9 protein-coding genes, 1 tRNA gene and 2 pseudogenes are annotated in these 19978 nt (G+C 40.5%); 8 read left to right on the top strand and 4 right to left on the bottom strand.

The features are described from left to right. Positions 1 to 4: 4 nt before the first annotated feature. The 4 genes from HT732_RS09450 to HT732_RS09435 form a co-directional block, all read right to left on the bottom strand. Positions 5 to 1087: a Xaa-Pro peptidase family protein gene (locus HT732_RS09450; protein WP_173254851.1), complete on the bottom strand. Its 1083-nt coding sequence runs from the start codon at positions 1085 to 1087 to the stop codon at positions 5 to 7. Positions 1088 to 1213: 126 nt separating this feature from the next. Then, complete coding sequence (gatD, locus tag HT732_RS09445; RefSeq protein WP_173254849.1) at positions 1214 to 1996, bottom strand: lipid II isoglutaminyl synthase subunit GatD; 783 nt, start codon at positions 1994 to 1996, stop codon at positions 1214 to 1216. Further along, positions 1996 to 3339: a lipid II isoglutaminyl synthase subunit MurT gene (gene murT, locus HT732_RS09440; RefSeq protein WP_173254847.1), complete on the bottom strand. Its 1344-nt coding sequence runs from the start codon at positions 3337 to 3339 to the stop codon at positions 1996 to 1998. The genes gatD and murT overlap by 1 nt, the downstream gene beginning before the upstream one ends. A gap of 135 nt (positions 3340 to 3474) precedes the next feature. After that, positions 3475 to 4791: an FAD-containing oxidoreductase gene (locus tag HT732_RS09435; protein WP_173254845.1), complete on the bottom strand. Its 1317-nt coding sequence runs from the start codon at positions 4789 to 4791 to the stop codon at positions 3475 to 3477. A gap of 329 nt (positions 4792 to 5120) precedes the next feature. Here HT732_RS09435 and HT732_RS09430 point away from each other — a divergent pair, with 329 nt between their 5' ends. The 8 genes and pseudogenes from HT732_RS09430 to HT732_RS09395 all read left to right on the top strand — a co-directional run. Next, positions 5121 to 6698: a DEAD/DEAH box helicase gene (locus HT732_RS09430; RefSeq protein WP_173254843.1), complete on the top strand. Its 1578-nt coding sequence runs from the start codon at positions 5121 to 5123 to the stop codon at positions 6696 to 6698. A 255-nt stretch (positions 6699 to 6953) separates the two neighbouring features. Continuing rightward, the gene (gene codY, locus HT732_RS09425) at positions 6954 to 7742 is read left to right on the top strand and encodes a GTP-sensing pleiotropic transcriptional regulator CodY (RefSeq protein WP_000940732.1); all 789 of its coding nucleotides are present in this window, start codon (positions 6954 to 6956) and stop codon (positions 7740 to 7742) included. Continuing rightward, positions 7742 to 8317, top strand: a complete 576-nt coding sequence (locus HT732_RS09420; protein ID WP_173254841.1) for an isochorismatase family cysteine hydrolase — start codon at positions 7742 to 7744, stop codon at positions 8315 to 8317. The genes codY and HT732_RS09420 overlap by 1 nt, the downstream gene beginning before the upstream one ends. 80 nt (positions 8318 to 8397) lie before the next feature. After that, positions 8398 to 8483 (top strand) — tRNA-Leu (locus tag HT732_RS09415). Between the two features lie 315 nt (positions 8484 to 8798). Further along, positions 8799 to 9785 carry an Rpn family recombination-promoting nuclease/putative transposase gene (locus tag HT732_RS09410; protein ID WP_173254839.1) on the top strand — a complete coding sequence of 329 codons (987 nt, stop codon included), beginning with the start codon at positions 8799 to 8801 and terminating at the stop codon, positions 9783 to 9785. Between the two features lie 5 nt (positions 9786 to 9790). Continuing rightward, positions 9791 to 10201, top strand: a pseudogene (locus HT732_RS10175) (hypothetical protein); the annotation flags it as partial. A gap of 14 nt (positions 10202 to 10215) precedes the next feature. Then, positions 10216 to 10617, top strand: a pseudogene (locus tag HT732_RS09400) (hypothetical protein); the annotation flags it as partial. Positions 10618 to 11046: 429 nt separating this feature from the next. Continuing rightward, a partial coding sequence (locus tag HT732_RS09395; RefSeq protein ID WP_173254837.1) for a sialoglycan-binding domain-containing protein occupies positions 11047 to 19978 on the top strand: 8932 nt, incomplete at its 3' end.

The following is a 19978-nucleotide window of genomic DNA, read 5'->3' as shown; positions in this document are numbered from 1 at the left end:
AATATTAATCAAAATAAAGCAAGTCTTTGCTGGTGCTTGTAAAGAGGTCAAAGCCGTCCTTGGTAACAACACCGCAGTCTTCGATACGGACACCGACTTTACCCGGGATATAGATACCTGGTTCAACAGAGAAGCACATGCCTTCTTCGATGACCATGTCGTTTCCTTCCATGATAGATGGGAATTCGTGGACATCCATACCGATACCATGACCAAGACGGTGGTTGAAGTACTCGCCGTAACCAGCTTTTTCGATGACCTCACGGGCAGCGCGGTCCACTTCATGGGCAGTCACTCCCGGCTTGATAAAGTCAAGAGCAGCTTGTTGGGCTTCGAGGGTCAAGTTGTAAATGTCTTTCTTGAATTGGTCTGGTTTACCAACAGCGACTGTACGAGTCATATCTGAAGCATAGCCGTTGACTAGAACACCAAGGTCAAAGAGGAGAAGAGCATTATTTTCAACCTTGTTTGCTGCTGGAATGCCGTGTGGATTTGCAGCATTATCACCAGTCAAGACCATGGTATCAAAACTCATTTCATAGCCTTCACGTTTCATAGCAAAGTCAATTTGGGCGATGATATCTGTTTCTGTCTTATCAAGAGAAATATTGTCAAAACCAACCTTAACAGCCTTGTCCGCATAGAGACCTGCAACCATCATTTTTTGCACTTCGTCAGCTGATTTGATGAGGCGCATGCGTTGGATACGAGGTGTGAGGTTTTCAAACTCAGCAGTTTCAAAAACGATTTTCAAGCCATGATATTTGGTCAAGATGAGATTGTCAAACTCAACAGCGACACGTTTGAAATCAAGCTGTGGAAGAGCGTGTTTCATTTTTTGCCATGGATTTTCAGAATCCACATAGCCCACAACTGGGAAGGAAACAGTGCTAGTAGCACGCTCAACTTCAAGGGCTGGGACAAAGAGGAGGGGTTCTTGTTCCGCTAGGACAAAAAGGAACATTTGGCGTTCATGGGGATCACTGTAAAAGCCAGTGAGGTAATTGATTGTGACGGGGTCAGATACGACAGCGACGTCTAGTTTTTCTGATTCAAGATATGTTACGATTTGTTGTAATTTAGACATATGCTACCTTCTTTCTACCCCTCTATTTTGGCAAAAAAAGAGAGAAAATGCAAGGGAGAAGGGTAAAAGAACAGACAAAAAAACTCCGACAAGATAACGGAGTTCTTTGATATAGTTTCACTTTGTTTAAGAAAAGTCAGCCTTGCTTTTGACGTCGCTGTATTCTTCAGCGATTTCTTGACTGAGAATATCTTCATAGGCAGGGAGTTGGATGTCCTGACCGTATTTCTTCTTGAGAGCAGTGATGACTAGGCGATAAGCTAGATTGGCATTGCGAGAGAGGATAGGTCCGTGGAAGTAGGAACCAAAGACATTCTTATAATGAACCCCTTCGCCGACTTTTTCTTCGTTATTTCCATTTCCATAGACAACCTGTCCCAGTGGTTTTTGGTCATCAGAGAGGAAGGTACGGCCTTGATGATTTTCAAAACCATAGTAGGTTTCATTGAAATCTTCATTATGAATCTTGATGTCACCGATAAAACGGTTATTGGTCTGGTTGAGCGTGTAGTGGCCCATGACCCCTAGTCCTTCGATGCGTTTGCCTGAAGCTTCAATATAATATTGCCCCAATAGTTGGAAACCACCACAGATAGCCAGAACCACACCGTCGTTTTGGATGTAGTTGTCAATGCTCTCTTTTTTAGCAGGTAGGTCGTCTGCAATAATACTTTGTTCAAAGTCTTGGCCGCCACCGAAAAAGGCGATATCATAGTGGTTTTCATCAAAATCATCATGGAGAGAAACGATGTCAACCGTCACATGGGCTCCCAGCTTTTCAGCCACATACTTGAGCATGAGAATGTTTCCATTATCTCCGTAGGTATTCATGAGATTTCCGTAGAGGTGGGCAATGTTGAGCTGATAGGGGTAATTGCCAGCTTTTGAGGAAAGTGAAGTATAAACCATTAGTTCATCTCCTTTCTAACAATCTGACGACTAGCCAGCAGTTCGCGGAATTCCAGCATAGCAGTATAGGTAGCCAGGATATAGGCATGTTTGCAGTCTTGGTTCTCAATTGTTTTGAGAACTTGTTCTAGACTACTTGTTTCAGTGATTTTATCAGCTGGATAGCCTGTCACTCGGAGACGGCGTGCGATTTCAGAATGACGAACACCGCCAGCGTTGATTTCGGGAATGTCCATGTCAGTGATTTGTTCAAAATCAGCATCCCAGATCCAGCTGGTGTCAATACCGTCTGCATAGTTAGCGTTAAGAAGAACAGATAGACTAAATGGATAAGGAGCTAGTTTGATCATTTCGATAGCTTGGGTCGCACCGACTGGATTTTTAATCAAGACGAGGGTACATTCCTTGTCACCGATATGGAAGGTTTCTTGGCGTCCAAAGACTGCACGGCTCTTATCAAATCCCTGCTTGATGAGTTGTGAATCTGCACCAAGGAAACGGGCGATAGCAACCGCAGCTAGGGCGTTGTAGATATTGTAAAGACCACCGATTTGAATACCGTATTCTTGACCGTCAATGACAAATCGTGAGCGATTGTTGGTCAACTCAACCAAGTCTGTCAAGCGATAGTCCAGATCAGGACGTTTACATCCGCAGCTTTCACAGATATAGGCACCCAAGTTTGCATAGGTATTATGCTCATATTTGAGGATTCCTTGGCAGTCAGGACAGAGAATTCCTTCGGTATTATAGTGAGCCAGCTGGGCTGGACCTTTCTCCAAGTCAAAACCAAAATATTTTACAGGATTTGGAATAGCTGGCTTGTAGAAAAGTGGACTGTCTCCATTAAGGAGAACAGTGGCAGTAGGCACCTTACGAATAGCATCCAAAATCATCTTGTAAGTTGTGTAAATCTCACCATAGCGGTCCATCTGGTCACGGAAGATATTAGTGATAACAAATAAGCTTGGCTGGATATAGTCACAGATACGAGATAGACTGGCTTCGTCGATTTCTAGAACGGCAATATTTTTCCCAGTTTTAGAAGATTTGGCTGTTAAGAAGGTTGTCGCAATTCCTGTGATCATGTTGGCACCGCTTGGGTTGGTTAGAACTTGACCATAAACCTCTTTTAAAATGCCGACAGTGAGAGCAGTTGTCAAGGTTTTTCCGTTGGTTCCAGTGACCACGACAATCTCGTAGTTCTTAGCTAGGTTTTGTAAAATATCTTTATCAAATTGAAGGGCGACTTTTCCTGGGAGTGTACTTCCACGGCCAAGACGGCTTAAAACGAAGTGGGAAGAGCGCCCAGCAAGAAGGCCCAAAGTAGTTTTTAATTTCATGTTTCCATTATATCATAAAAGAGGGAAAAGACAGATTTGATACTCAATGAAAATNNAGAGATTTTCGAAGAGTATGAGATTTCGCAGAAATGAAAACAGCCCTCAGAGGGCTGTTCGATACGATTAAATCTCAACTTAAATCGCAAATAAGTCATTCAAGTTCTCAGCCAAGGTTGGGTGAGTGAAAATTTGTTTTGTGAAGTAAGTGTAAGGAATCTTGTTGTCCATAGCAACAGTGATGATGTTGATGATTTCTTGAGAACCTTCTGAGAAGATGCTTGCTCCAAGAATTTCTTTTGTTTCAGTATTAACCACAGCTTTGAAAGCTCCACGAAGGTCTCCGTTTACGTGACCACGAGGCATTGCTGCAACAGGGATTTCTTTCACTGCGTATGGAAGTTTCAAATCAGCTGCTTGGCTTTCAGTCAAACCAACTTGTGAAAGGGCAGGTGTGATGAACATAGTATTTGGCACATTGAGACGGTCTTCAAGTGTGTAGCTGCCATCTCCAGCAAGGTAACTATAGACAACACGGAAGTCATCAAGTGAAATGTAAGTAAATTGAAGGCCACCGTTGACATCTCCAACTGCAAAGACACCAGGAACGTTTGTTTGACAATGTTTGTCTACTTTAATAGCACCACGTTCAGTTAGTTCAATATCCGTATTTTCAAGTTGAAGTGATTCTACATTTGGTTTACGTCCAGTTGCGTAGAGAAGGGCATCGAAACGGTACGTTTCGTTTTCAGTCACGACAAGGACTTGGTCACCGTCGTTTTTGATTTCAGTAGTATGGATATTTTGAAGCAATTCAATACCGTCTTCTTCCATGTATTGTTTAGCAAGAGCTGCGATGGAAGGTTCTGCACGAGGTAGGAAAGTATCCAAGGCATCTAGAACTGTAACCTTGCTTCCAAGTTTGTTGTAAAGACCGGCAAATTCAAGACCGATATTTCCACCACCAAGGACTCCAAGTTTTTCAGGTAATTTGTCCAAGTTTTGGATACCTGTTGAGTCAAAGACGTTCTTGCTTGTAGCAAGTCCAGGAATTGGCAAGACGTTTGAAACAGCACCAGTGTTGATGACGATTGTTTCAGCAGTCAATTCTTGTTTTTCATCACCAGCTTGGATTTCGATGACTTTATTTGAAAGGAAGTGAGCTTCCGCATCAAAGATGTCGACGCCTGTACCAGCAACAGTCGCATAGTTTTTACCGTTGAGGCGACCAGTGATCGTGTTTTTGGTAGCAATGACTTCTTCAAAAGATAAGTTCTTCTCAGCAGCAACTAGTAAGGTTTTAGTTGGGATACAACCAATGTTGATACAAGTTCCACCGTACATAGCTTTGCTACGTTCAACGAGGGCAACTTTTTTGCCAGCTGAAGCCAATTTACCTGCTAGTGTTTTACCAGCTTTACCAAATCCGATAACGATTAAATCATAAGTTAACATTTAGAGTTCCTCCTATTCGCATTTCATTCTAGCACAAGAAAAAAACTTTTGCACAATTCTGCTACGCTTTAAAAAAGTTTATGAAATAGTAGAAATTTAATTCTCATTTTCTCAGAAAAATCGTTTACATGATATTATCGACGGATTTAACTATCTTTTGCTCTAGTCTTGTGTTATACTAGATAGGTTGCAAAGAAAACAGTACTTTTCTTTTGTGGAAAAGAAGCAACACGATTTTATATCCAGTATATGAAAATACGTCATAAAAAGAAAAGTATACACTAAGCCCTATGGGGTGGCTTCGCACCACCTTTAGAAAGAAGAATAACGTGAAATTTAATGAATTAAACTTGTCTGCTGATTTGCTAGCAGAGATTGAAAAAGCTGGTTTTGTAGAAGCCAGTCCGATCCAAGAACAAACTATTCCCTTGGCTCTAGAAGGTAAGGACGTTATCGGTCAAGCTCAGACTGGTACAGGAAAAACCGCAGCCTTTGGCTTGCCTACTCTTGAAAAAATCCGTACAGAAGAAGCGACCATCCAAGCCTTGGTCATCGCTCCAACTCGTGAACTCGCTGTCCAAAGTCAAGAAGAACTCTTCCGCTTTGGTCGTAGTAAGGGAGTCAAAGTTCGTTCAGTATATGGCGGATCGAGCATTGAAAAACAAATTAAGGCTCTTAAATCTGGTGCCCATATCGTGGTGGGAACACCTGGACGTCTTTTGGACTTGATTAAACGCAAGGCCTTGAAATTACAAGATATTGAAACTCTTATCCTTGACGAAGCCGATGAAATGCTCAACATGGGCTTCCTTGAAGATATCGAAGCTATCATCTCCCGTGTCCCTGAAAACCGTCAAACTCTACTCTTCTCAGCAACTATGCCAGATGCCATCAAACGTATTGGTGTTCAGTTTATGAAAGAACCTGAGCATGTGAAGATTGCTGCCAAGGAATTGACCACAGAATTGGTTGACCAGTACTATATCCGTGTTAAGGAACAAGAAAAATTTGACACCATGACTCGTCTCATGGATGTGGAACAGCCTGAGCTTGCTATCGTATTTGGTCGTACCAAGCGCCGTGTGGATGAATTGACTCGTGGTTTGAAAATTCGTGGCTTCCGTGCAGAAGGAATTCATGGCGACCTAGACCAAAACAAACGTCTTCGTGTCCTTCGTGACTTTAAAAACGGTAATCTTGATATTTTGGTTGCGACAGACGTTGCAGCGCGTGGTTTGGATATTTCAGGTGTGACCCATGTCTACAACTACGATATTCCACAAGATCCTGAAAGTTATGTTCACCGTATCGGTCGTACAGGTCGTGCTGGTAAGTCAGGTCAGTCTATTACTTTTGTTGCTCCAAATGAAATGGGCTACCTTCAAATCATTGAAAACTTGACTAAGAAACGCATGAAAGGTCTCAAACCTGCAAGTGCAGAAGAAGCCTTCCAAGCTAAGAAACAAGTAGCTCTCAAGAAAATCGAACGTGATTTTGCAGATGAGACTATCCGTAGTAACTTTGAGAAATTTGGCAAGGATGCTCGTAAGCTAGCTGCTGAATTTACTCCAGAAGAATTGGCAATGTATATCTTGAGTCTGACAGTCCAAGACCCAGATAGCCTTCCAGAAGTGGAGATTGCGCGTGAAAAACCACTGCCATTTAAACCATCAGGTAATGGCTTCGGTGGTAAAGCTAAGGGAGGTCGTGGAGGCCGTCGTGGGGACGACCGTCGAGACCGTGATCGCCGTGGCAATGGTCGTCGTGATGATTTCAAAAAAGGAAGTCGTGGCAATGATCGTTTTGATAAAGACAGACGTTACCGTAATAAAGACAATAAAAAACCACGCAATACTTCAAGTGAAAAGCAAACAGGCTTTGTTATTCGTAACAAGGGCGATAAATAAGAAAAAGCGGTTCAAAATGAATCGCTTTTTTTATATAAGGAGACCGAATGTGAAAAAAGATAAATAAAATTGTTGTATTATCTTTTTATAATGTTATGATACACAAAAATAGGCAGTTTGTCAATAGAAAAGGAACAATTTAATTAAAAATATTCTGGTTTTTAAAAATTGCAAGTCAATAAGGAATTTTCAGATAATTATTGAAAAAGAGACGTTTTTATGTTATAATGATAGCGATTAAATTCGAGGTGAAAAATGGCACATTTATTAGAAAAAACAAGAAAGATTACATCAATTTTGAAGCGCTCAGAGGAGCAGTTGCAGGATGAGCTGCCTTACAACGCTATTACGCGTCAGTTAGCGGATATTATTCATTGCAATGCCTGCATTATCAATAGTAAGGGACGTCTGCTTGGCTATTTTATGCGTTATAAAACAAATACAGATCGCGTAGAGCAATTCTTCCAAACTAAGATTTTCCCAGATGACTACGTTCAAGGGGCTAATATGATTTACGAAACAGAAGCAAATTTGCCTGTTGAGCATGATATGAGTATTTTCCCTGTTGAGAGTAGAGACGATTTTCCAGATGGCTTGACGACTATTGCACCGATTCATGTATCGGGGATTCGCCTTGGTTCTTTGATTATTTGGCGCAATGATAAAAAATTCGAAGATGAGGACTTGATTCTTGTTGAGATTGCCAGTACCGTGGTTGGGATTCAACTCCTCAACTTCCAGCGTGAAGAAGATGAGAAAAATATCCGTCGCCGTACTGCTGTTACCATGGCGGTTAATACCCTTTCTTATTCCGAACTCCGTGCTGTTTCAGCAATTTTAGGAGAATTAAATGGAAATGAAGGGCAGTTGACTGCGTCTGTGATTGCAGACCGTATTGGAATAACCCGCTCTGTGATTGTCAATGCCCTGCGTAAACTTGAATCTGCGGGAATTATCGAAAGTCGCTCGCTTGGAATGAAGGGAACCTACCTTAAGGTCTTGATTTCAGATATTTTTGAAGAAGTGAAGAAAAGAGATTACTAATGACTAAGGCTTTGATTTCGATTGACTATACGGAAGATTTTGTTGCTGATAGTGGTAAATTGACAGCAGGGGCTCCAGCTCAGGCAATTTCAGAAGCTATTGGCAAGGTGACTCGATTAGCTTTTGAACGAGGGGATTACATCTTCTTTACCATTGATGCGCACGAGGAAAATGATTATTTCCATCCAGAAAGCAAGCTGTTTCCTCCTCACAATTTGATTGGGACTAGTGGACGCAATTTATACGGAGATTTGGGAACCTTTTATCAAGAGCATGGTTCAGACAGTCGTGTCTTTTGGATGGATAAACGCCATTACTCAGCTTTTTCGGGGACTGACTTGGATATCCGTTTGAGAGAGCGCCGAGTGTCTACAGTTATCTTAACAGGTGTCTTGACGGACATCTGTGTCCTGCATACAGCTATAGATGCCTACAATCTAGGATATGATATCGAGATTGTTAAACCAGCTGTTGCTTCCATCTGGCCTGAAAATCACCAATTTGCCCTAGGTCATTTCAAAAATACACTTGGAGCTAAGTTAGTAGATGAAAATCTAAATGAACTTTCTGAGTAATTTGGTTGATGAAATGAAAAATTTTGAAAAAAAGTGTTGACAAGCATCCCAAAAGTTGATATACTAGTAAAGTAATCGACGCGGGGATGGCGGAATTGGCAGACGCGCAGGACTAAGGATCCTGTGACCGCTTTAGGTCGTGAGGGTTCAAGTCCCTCTCTCCGCATAGGATAAGAGTTAGCTTAGGCTAGCTCTTTTGTTTTTATCAGGCTTATAATATCCGTGGTGGGCAGCCCTCGCTTTCAGATAAATAATATAGTTTAAAATTTCTCCTAATTTTCTCTACTCTTTCTATTTTTTCCGAATAAATAGATAGAGTCAGTGAATCTAGTAAAACTAGATTTAATACTCTTCGAAAATCAAATTCAAACCACGTCAACGTCGCCTTGCCGTACTCAAGTACAGCCTGCAGCTAGTTTCCTAGTTTGCTCTTTGATTTTCATTGAGTATAAAACTGTGGTATAATAAAAGGAGGAAAAGGATGATTCTCAGACATCCGGGCATCAGCCCAACCAATGATTTGGTTGCTAAGAAAATTTTTAGCAATCCGGAAATTACTTGTCAATTTATTCGCGATATGCTGGACTTGCCAGCAAAAAATGTAACCATTTTGGAGGGTAGCAATATTCACGTCTTGCCTTCCCTGCCTTACTCAGCTCAGGATTTTTACACTAGTATAGACGTCTTGGCGGAGTTGGACAATGGGACCCAAGTAATCATTGAAATTCAGGTACATCATCAGAATTTTTTCATCAATCGTTTGTGGGCTTACCTATGCAGTCAGGTCAATCAAAATCTTGAAAAAATTCGCCAACGAGAAGGTGATACCCACCAGAGTTACAAACACATCGCACCAGTATACGCTATCGCAATCGTGGATAGCAATTACTTCTCAGATGATTTGGCTTTTCATAGCTTTAGCATGCGAGAGGACACTACAGGTGAGGTTTTAACTATCACAAATAATGGACAAGAAAACCATCTGGTCAAGATGGCATTCTTGGAATTAAAAAAATATAGAGAAACCAGCAAAGACAAGGTTCGCAAGCCCTGGTTGGAGTTTTTTGGGAATAAGCCCTTTACCCAGCAACCTGAGCGAGCCATCAGCCAAGCAGACCAACTGCTAGACTACAAGAGCTGGTCCGAGGAGGACAGGAAGATGTTTAGTCAACTACGTATGCGAGAAGAACAGGCATTGTTGGCACAGGACTATGCTTTGGAAACTGCTAGGGCGGAAGGCATTGAACAAGGTTTAGAACGAGGTCTTGAACGTGGGCGAGCTGAGGGTATTGAAAAAGGTTTAGAACAGGGACTGGAACGAGGTAAAGTTGAAGGAAGGGAAGAAGGAAAACTCTTTGCTTTCCTAGACATGGTTTGCCAAGATCTTCTGACTTCGGAGATTGCAAGTCAGCAGTTAGGTATGACTGCCTCTGAGTTTGAAGAACTATTGAAAGAGCATCACAAATAAGGACTAAAAAATATAGAGAAACCAGCAAAGACAAGGTTCGTAAACCGTGGTTGGAGTTTTTCGGCAACAAGCCTTTTACTCAAGAACCCGAGCGAGTCATCAGCCAAGCAGACCAACTGCTAGACTACAAGAGCTGGTCCGAGGAGGACAGGGAGATGTTTAGTGAACAACGCAGACGCGAAGAACAAGCCTTGCTAGCGCAGGACTATGCCTTGGAAACAGCTAGGGCGGAAGGTCTTGAACAGGGATTGGAACGTGGTCTTGAGCGTGGGAAAGTTGAAGGAAGGGAAGAAGGGAAACTTTTTGCCTTCTTAGACATGGTTCGCCAACATGTCTTAACTTCCGAATTTGCAAGTCAGCAGTTGGGCATGACAGTCTCTGAGTTTGAAGCGTTGATGAAAGACCATCATAAATAAGATCTAACAAATGCAGAGAAACCAGCAAAGACAAGGTTCGCAAGCCGTGGTTGGAGTTTTTCGGCAACAAGCCCTTTACTCAAGAACCTGAGCGAGCCATCAGCCAAGCAGACCAACTGCTAGACTACAAGAGCTGGTCCGAGGAGGACAGGAAAATATTTAGTCAATTACGTATGCGCGAAGAACAAGCATTGTTGGCACAGGACTATGCCTTGGAACAAGCTGAAGAAAGAGGATTAGAACGTGGTATTGAACAGGGACTGGAGCGTGGGAAAGTTGAAGGAAGGGAAGAAGGGAAACTTTTTGCCTTCCTAGATATGGTGCGACAACATGTTCTAACTTCTGAAGTTGCGAGTGAGCAATTAGGCATGACTGTGGCTGAGTTTGAAGCGTTGCTGAAAGACTATCATAAATAAGATCTAACAAATACAGAGAAACCAGCAAGGATAGCGTTCGCAAGCCGTGGTTGGAGTTTTTCGGGAATAATTCTTTTAACCAATAATAAGCTTTCAACAATCCGCTGTCTATAAAATGTAAGGATAGGCAGTCTACTATACTTAAAATAAAATAATGACAGATTTTTCCTAAGTAAAAGGTGAAATCTGTTTTTTTTATTTATATTAAATTTTATAGTTTATCTATTCGGAATATAAGTATGTTAACAATTGCATATATATATATAATCCTTTAAAAATGTCCATAAATACGATTGCTGTAGTATTTTTGTTTTAAATAAACTTTATGTAAATGCTTGCTTTTGCATTGTGAAAGTATTAATATAATGTTGAGATATTATGTTTCAAAGCGTGTTAGCTAATCAGTTGAAACAAGGAAAGGATATGCTTATGTTTGGTAAAAAGCGTAACGACAATGGTGAAAAAGTTTACCGTTATTCTATAAGAAAGTACCATTTTGGGGCTGCGAGTGTAGCGATTGCAGCGCTCGTCTTTTTTGCGAATGGAGTAGCTAAGGCAGATATGGCCGTCTCTCCTGCAACAGCCAATACTGAAAAAGTAGGGGTTGCTGTTACTGGTTTGACTGAGGGAGTTCCACCTACAGAGGGACATTCAGAGAAATCACAGGAAGTAGGAACTGAGAAAGATGTAGTTGCTAATAAATCGGTGGATAAGTCTGCTCTTAATCAGGCTCTTAGTGACCTTCAAGCAGAGATTGCTAAGATAGATAATGGGAAGTTGTCAAGCCTAGCTAGTCAAATTGCCCAATTAACCGAGGAAAGCAAACGTTTGTCTGGAGATGAAAATGCATCTGAAGAAGCAGTTGCAACCTTAGTAAGTCGAGTTCAAGCTATGGCAGAGCAAGTACGTCAACTCCAGTCTAAGGACGATAATAAGCCTGATAAAGAAGCTGGCGCTATTTCTAAGGAAAATAAAGAAGTCTTGAATGCTACACGGACTAGCGAAGAGAAATTAGATGGGAATCTCACTTTAGATAAGCCTGCAAAAGTAATAGAAGGTTCCACAGTTAGTTCTAAAATTCAAGATGAAAAAGAGCTTAAAAGGACTGATGAAATTGTGCCTCCTGTTGAAGGAGCTGAAAATGGCAGAAATTCTGAAAATGCTGGTAAAGAAGAGGGAACTGTAACCAAGAAAGATAAACTGGAAGCGCTATCTGGTTATTTAGTTCGCTACTTAGATGTCGCTAGAAAAATTGAACGCCCTGAGACCAAAAAACTTTTGGAAGGAGTAGAAGAAGTTGTTAAATCAATTGAAGCTAGTGTATTACAACCTCAGTTAACACCAGCTGAAATTGAAGAACTCCTTAAAAAAGGAAAACAAGCGGAGAGAAAACTTGCCTTAGCCGTTACTCGTGAAAACTCAGGGAAACGAGATGTACTAAACTGGACTAGAATGGCGGAAGGTAGTGATTTTAGAACTAATCCGACTGGGCTTGATACAAAAAGGGCGTATATTGTTCAAAATGGTGATGCTTCAGGCTTGCCTGCTGAGACTTATTTGTATGCGATGAGAAGAGGTTTAGGAGATAAAAGAGCTAAAGCTAGTAATTTAGTGAGTGTTCGTGAGGCTTATGATGAGGCTAAGGTTTCTGTTGAAGATAAAGGGAATGGTAATTATCGATGGACTATTACCTTTAATAGCAAGTATCAGGGGCATAAGAATGCTTTTTATTGGTTTACTTTACCTAAAAATCATGAAATTACAAATATATTGGGAATTACAAAGACGACGAGTTCGGGGTCTAGTTCATCAAGAGGAGGTTTTAATTTTAATGAAGAATGGACAACTAAAATTAAAGAGCTGATAGGAAATGATAAAAAAGCTGTTCATGGACCAGCTAGTGGGGGGTATGATTTTAATACAGCTTTTAGAAGCTTGAAAGATGTCACTAATTCAACTCTTATTCCTAAATTAGGAGGGGAAGAACGGGTTGAGAATGATGATCCAGTGAATTCTCGTAATGCGTCTGGTTACTATTATTTGGGGCCTCTTGCCAATCGATTTAATGGTATAGATTGGGGTACGGAAGTTCCAACTGCTGTACGGGACAAAGCTGCTAGGAATATGGAGGGGTTACATGAAAATACTGGAAGATTGTATCACTTTACTCATGATGCTGGGAAATTGACATTTACGTATGAAACCCATACAGATTATAAATATGCTCCTCTTTATTATGCTGCTGGTATGAGAACAATAGAAGATAACTCTGCAAAGCAATACTTCATGGCGAGAGGGTTACAAGAAAAGCCGACTGCACCGACAGTTAACACTAATAATGAAGGCGCTGTGACAGTAACTCCTTATTCTGATTCTGCTCAAAATAAAAACGTGGATAAGGTAGAACTTTCTTATGTAGATAAAAATAATAATAGCAAAAAGGTGACCCTAATACGTGATGCTCGAAATGGAACATGGACTAGTAGTGGGGATGGTGCGGATGGAATTCAAATCAATGGAAATTCATTCTCAGTAAAAGCAGGATATGCTAAACCTGGAAGCGAAGTTAGCGCAATATCTAGCTTTGGGAATAGTGATGCTAGTGAAAGAAGTAGAGTGACTGTGCCAACGGACACACAACCTCCTGTAGTTAAAATCAGAACGGGACAAAGTACTACAAAACTCCCAGAAACTAGCCCGTCAGATGCTATCTATACAGTTACCCAAGGTCAACCATTTGCTCCAAACCTAGAAGCATTTGATAATACAGGGAAAATTACTAAGTTTGAGCTTGGAGGAGATCTTCCAACAGGAGTTCGATTGACTAATGCGACTAATTTATCGACAAGTACTTTTGATGAAAGTAACCCATATCGCCCTACATTTACAGGTGATGTTCCTAATGATTTTACTCCTGGATCATATACACGTACTATCACGGTGAATGATGGGAAAACAGGTGATAAAACCTATTATTTCAAATACAAAGTCCTGCCAAAAGCACCAACAATTACAACAGAAGCAAAATACAAGGGGGCTTTGGTTTCAACAGATCGTAGCATTTCAGGAACGGGTCATCCAGGTGCGACGATTACAGTGACATTACAAGATGGTACGACTACTGGTACAGCAACTGTTGGGCAAAATGGTCAGTGGACTTATAGCTTAAAAGATTCTGAAATGTTGACGCAAAATGACAAACAAGACGCGACTACAAAATCTGAGAATCCAGTCAAAATTAAACAATCCTTGAACGGAGCGGAATCAGCTGAAACGAGAGTTAACGTCAAATTAGCTCGAGCAATCTCTATTGATACGCCAGTTCAAGCGGGACGCGATATTACTGTTAAAATCCCTCATGATGCTGGGTTATTCTATGTGCAGGTTATTCATGGCAATAATCAAACATATGAGTACGCTGTTAGAAAAAATGGAAATACCTGGGCAATAACAGACCGAGACAAAGCTAATATAACAGAGTTAAGAGTAGCTAATGGTGCCAATGTGTCTGAAAAAATATTGACTTTCCATATTAAAGATGCGAAAAACAATATTCCATATAAAATTCCTGCTGGAGATCAAAAAATAAAATTCCGTGTGCATTATGATAACGCACCAAGTAATAATAACCCAGCTGACCCAGCTGAAGAAAATGGAGGATGGGTAACTGCAAGTCCAGCAACAAATACAAATCCAACTATCACAGTTAAAGCGCCAAACACTCGTAATTATACAGTGGACGGAAGCTTAACGATGGCAGGATTGAAAAATCTTGTAACAGTAGCAGATACAGAAGATGATGCTGATAAGACAGTAGGGAATAGAGTTGGTGATAATTTCACGTTGACTGTGAAACAAGGGGCTAACGTAGTAGATTTATCGAATAATAAATACCTTAAAAAAGGTACTTATACATTAACGTATACAACAACAGATGCTGCAGGAGCAACAATCACAAAAGAACATACCATTACAGTAAACTATGCAGCTGCAGCAAAACCTACTATCAACTTAATACAAGGTGAATCATTAACAGAGGCTGAAAAACGTAGCTTACTGCAATTGCAAGATGGAACTAGTAAGATAGATGTTCCTAGTGATGCAAGAGTTGATGTTACATTAGATACATCTAGTGAATCAAACGGAAGAACAGCATCAGCAACTGTTGTGTTTGCGGATAATACAAGAACAGCTCCGATTAATATTAATTATAAAGTTTACAAGAAATTTGAAACAGTAACCAAAGTGTATGATTTTGCAGGCGTAGATCGTAATGATAGCCCGTCATCTTATTATCTAAATCCAGGAGGACTTCCAGGTGGAATGAGCTGGGTATTTAAGAAAGGTAACGGAACACTAGGAACTGCAGATAATAATAAATTAAAAGAAAGTCTAAATGCTGATGGAGTTGGAACAACTACTTATAACTTTGGAGCTAAGTATCCAATAGGTAGATTTACAGATAGTCCAAGTGATGCAGAAAAACTTTCTTATACACCAACCTTTACACATGAAGTTTTTGATGTAGGGGCTAATCCAACAAAAGTTGTGGCAAATCATGGAGTAAGTCTAAATGCCGCTCAAGCAGAATCTGCTGTAGTGAAAACATCTACTTCACCAACGCTTCCTGCAGGAACAACTTATGAATGGGTGAAAAGTGCAACTGATGCTACTGTGCTAACTGATGCAGAGAAAAATGTAACAGAGTTTGGAGAAATTACACGCTATGTAAAAGTAACATTACCAAAAGTGTCTGAAACAGGTCCGAGTGCCAACCAAGTTCAACCGTACAAAATCATTCCTGTGACGCTTAAAGTGAATGAAACAGTTAAACCAGTTGTAAAACTAGTTGGTGACGACGGTCGAGATATTACCTTAACAGAAGGAACCCCTGATGCAAACTTACCGAAAGTAACGGTATATCGTGGTGAAAAAGCGAATGTTACGATAAAAGCTTCAGATAATACGGGTAAGATTAAAGAACTTCGTGGAAATGGAATGCCAAATGGTATATGGTTTAATAAAAATCCGAATGCAGATAGAGAGGATTGGTTATCTAGTGATACTGCTACGGAAGCTAATCCGCTAAGTCATACGATTACAGGTGTCGTAGAAACACAAAATGGACTTGGTGATAGAATTGTTACGTTAACAGTTTCTGACAAAACGACTCCAACCAATACTACAACTGTTAAGTTCAAAATGGTTGTGAAGGAACAAAAAGAAAAATATGATCCAACAACACCAACAAATGCAGTAAGCTTCAACAATTTAGGAAGCAATATTCCAGCAGCGGATGCTAATAAAATCACTGATCAAGTAAGTGTACCAGATTTATCTAAAGAAGCGCAAGATGCTGGTGGAGTGACTAAGAGACTCAAGGATAATGGAACTATAAAAACAGTAGCTGGTAAGAAAGTTGTGACTGTAACGGTGACTTATCCAGACCATTCTACAGATGAAGTGAATGTACCTGTTGCACAAAACTATAATGTAGTAGCACGACCTATCATTAACTTGAAACAAGGTGAAACCTTGTCTGATGCAGATAAACGCAGCCTAGTACAATTACAAGATGGTGAGAATAAGGTAGACATTCCGAGTGATGCGAATGTTAGTTTGACTTTGGATACAAACAAATCTGCGACTGATGGTAAGGTTGTTACTAAAACTGCAACAGCAAGGGTAACATTTGCAGATACAACTGTTAGAACAGTTACTGTGAATTACAAAGTTTTAAGTACATTCCCGATTGCTCATACGATTTATGATTTTGCAGGAGTAAGCCATGGAAGTGATCATTCTGGTTATTATGTTAATAACGGACGTAACATTCCTGATAATATGTCCTGGGTTTACAAAAAAGAAAACGGCACTGAAAAATCTGGAACAGAATTTACAAATGAACTTGCGAAAGATACAGTAGGCTCAACTACTTACACATTCACTGGTAAGTATAATTATGGGCGATTTACAAATAGTCCAACTGATGCAGAGAAGTTAAGACATGAGGGTACTCTTGTTCATAAAGTGTTTGATATAGCCGCTAATACAGCAAAATTGACAATTGCTAAGGGTCATCAATTGACAGCTGCACAAGCTAAAGATGCGGTTATGAAGGCGCAAGGGTCAGATGATTTACCAACTGGTACAACTTATGAATGGGTAGAAAGTACAGATACAAATACCCCAGGGGTAAGAACCTATAAAGTGAAAGTGACCCTACCACCATCACAAACTGGCAGTGACCAACCAACCGCAACACAAGTAAAACCGTCTAAAACAATTAATGTGACTGTTAATGTCAAACCAACAGCTCCAACGGTAACTCCAGCAACTAACGGTGATGTTACAGTAACTCCAGCGAATGAAACAAATGTCAATAAAGTGGAAGTGACATACACTCCAGCGGACACAAATCGATTAGAAGATAATGGAAATGTCGCAAAAACTACGCATACAGCTACAAGGATTGTTGCTAGTAAGGGAGCTAACAATAAATGGACGATTACAGAAGGTGATAAAGTCGGCGTTACTATAAATGGCGATACAGGTGCAATTACACTGAAAGACCATATCGTTAAGGATGGAACAAGTGTGAGTTCAACTGATTCGGCACAAGATGTTTCAAGTAGTAGCAGTCAAGCGAATGCTAATAATGGTGAACAAGATAAGCCGACAATTGGTTTAAACAATACGCTTGTAGAAGTAGGAAAAGCGTTTGACCTTTCTCTTGATTTATCAGACGGAACTGGTGTAGGTGTAGACGAAGGAAATATCAAAGTTACAAACTTGCCAAATGGTCTAACTTACGATTCAGCAACAAAATCAATAAAAGGAACACTAAGTTCAGCCGCTAAACATGATGTTACAGTAAGAGTCCTAGATAAGAATGGGAATAAAGCTGAGAAAATAATCTCTATAGCTGCTGTGAAAGCTAAGCCGATTTATGCGATTAAAGACGGAACAATCGACAATGTAGACACTCCAAGTAACTTTGTGGAAATGCCTAAAGGGGTTACTTTAACTGCAGCATGGAAAGATGGCAACAAACCAACAACAGCGGCAGTGGGGAATACGACTAAAACTGTGATGGTTAGTGCGAATGGTTATACTTCGACAGAAGTAGATGTTCCGGTGACGGTATATCCAAAAGTAACACTTCGCAAGGTAGGCGGCGAAGAAGTGACAGAATACCACGAGATTGTAGGTAAAGCTTTGACGTCGGCTATATGGGGAACTCAAGGTAGAACAACAACTGTTAAACCGGACTTTTATGTAGAGTTTGAAGGTGGAAATAAACCAGAGGGTACAACTATTACATTTAAAGATGGAAATCCAGCTAGTCCAAGTACAACAGCAGGTACAAGTTCTCAAACAATTGTTGTAACTTATCCAAATGGAGCAGGAACTGTTGAGAAAACAGTTACGTTCAAGACTTATGGTAATGAAGTAAATTATCCAGTAGGTAAAGATTATTTTGAAACAGAAGTAGGTAGTAAGTTTGAGAAGAAGGATGCTGGAGATTATGTAAAACCAAGTAGTGATCTAGCAAATCCAACAGGAACTGCTATCGCTTGGCATGATGGACGTCGTCAAGATAATCCAGTAGATAAACCTCAGGCGACAATAGGTATACGTGAAGAAAATATTAACATTTGGTATACGACTCCTATAGCTAGATTGCGTGGTGATGATACTTTTAACTACACGCATCAAGACCTTAAAGTTCATTTAGCTGTCAAACCACAAGCACCGACGTTGACTGCAAATCAATTCCAAGGTAAAGCAGGAACTAAACCTGAGATTACAGTAAGCAATTTACCAACAGCTAATCAGTTAACGGAAGGATCAACTGTAAAAGTACAGTTGAAAGATGCAGATGGTAATGTAGTCGCAGAAAAAACTGTAACAGAAAGAACAGGAAGTACAACGTTTACTGAAGCTGACTACAACAAACCTGTGACTTTAGGTCAACGATTGACAGCTAATGTAGTGGTTTCTGGAACCTATCAAAAAACAGAAAAAACTGCTACTGGTACTAGACAAGTTGCTACTAAGTATGACTTGGTTTCTAATAATAGTAATGATGACCAAGTCACTCCTCAAAAACCAACTTTTGACGCAACTGCGGTCACTTCAACTAGTCGTACACTAAGTGGTACATTAGGTGGATTTAACGCTCCTAATAAAGTAGTTAAAGTTCATTTGAACGATGAAAAGAATACTGTTCTATCTAGTGAAAATAATGGCGGAGTAACCATTAACAATGATGGAACTTGGACAGCTACGATTCCTGCTACTGTAAAACTTCGTCAATCAGTTGCTAAGAATGGAGAAACTACAACACCGCCAGCGATTACAGTGGAGAATACAGTCACAGGTGGAACAGTTTCAACTACAAGTGATAATAAAGAAGTCTCAATGGGTTCTTACTCTGTAACACCTACAATTGCGGGTAGCAAGCATATCGATATTACAGTACCGCATGATGCTAAACGAGTTGAATTACGATTCCATAACAATCAAGAAACTGGGGATAAAGCAAATAGTATCACTCTTGTACGTGGCGCAGATGGTACTTGGCACACAGATGCAACTCGTGCTGATAATACAACGGTGACAGATGCTTCTGGATATGTCGGAAGAATTAGTTCTAGCGCAAGCAAGACTAATCCAGCAGAAAGTATTATTACTATTCCTCTTAATGAAGAAAGTAACGGCAAGAAACTTCACATTAGAGAAGAAGCTGCTAGCGGAGATAATACAGCAACCTACGGCAAAGGACTAGGTTTGCGTGTAGAATATCAACCAGAAGCAGGACAAGATCCAACGGCTGCTGGAAACTGGAAAGTCGCTAGTGTTACGAATACAGCACCTACTATCAAAGTAAAAGGTGACACAGGAAAAGATGCAACTCATAGAAAAGTCTATGATTCTGGAACAAGGTTGACAGCCGACTTGTTAAAAGAATTAGTGACAGTAACAGATGCAGAAGATGGACGTGCTACTGAAAGTGAAAAACCATACGGAACAGGAAATGTTAAGGTTGTATCTGGATTACCTACAGCAACAGGAGCAACTCCAGCTGGATTATACGAAGTAACTCTCGCAGCGGTAGATAGCCAAGATAAAGAAGGCACTGCGGTTAAAGTATACGTAGCTGTTAAAGAAGCAACTCCAACAGCCCCAACCGTAGAACAATGGCAAAACGGTAACTTGAAAGTGACTCCAGATACGACAAATGGAGGCGATCGCATCGAGATTCCGTTGACAGAAGGCGGACCAGTTGTTGTCAAGAAAGGGGACAATGGCACTTGGACTGTAGAGGGTAACCATCCAGGCGTGAAGGTTACAGGCG

It is taken from the genome of Streptococcus sp. 5346 (assembly GCF_013277455.1).
Lineage (GTDB): Bacteria > Bacillota > Bacilli > Lactobacillales > Streptococcaceae > Streptococcus.
Note: the sequence above shows the minus strand (reverse complement) of the source record. Positions and strands in the feature narration are given on the sequence as shown.

Coding starts and splice junctions, on each gene's coding strand:
- HT732_RS09450 (WP_173254851.1), bottom strand. CDS start 1,087: ATGTCTAAATTACAACAAATCGTAACATATCTTGAATCAGAAAAACTA.
- gatD (WP_173254849.1), bottom strand. CDS start 1,996: ATGGTTTATACTTCACTTTCCTCAAAAGCTGGCAATTACCCCTATCAG.
- murT (WP_173254847.1), bottom strand. CDS start 3,339: ATGAAATTAAAAACTACTTTGGGCCTTCTTGCTGGGCGCTCTTCCCAC.
- HT732_RS09435 (WP_173254845.1), bottom strand. CDS start 4,791: ATGTTAACTTATGATTTAATCGTTATCGGATTTGGTAAAGCTGGTAAA.
- codY (WP_000940732.1), top strand. CDS start 6,954: ATGGCACATTTATTAGAAAAAACAAGAAAGATTACATCAATTTTGAAG.
- HT732_RS09420 (WP_173254841.1), top strand. CDS start 7,742: ATGACTAAGGCTTTGATTTCGATTGACTATACGGAAGATTTTGTTGCT.
- HT732_RS09410 (WP_173254839.1), top strand. CDS start 8,799: ATGATTCTCAGACATCCGGGCATCAGCCCAACCAATGATTTGGTTGCT.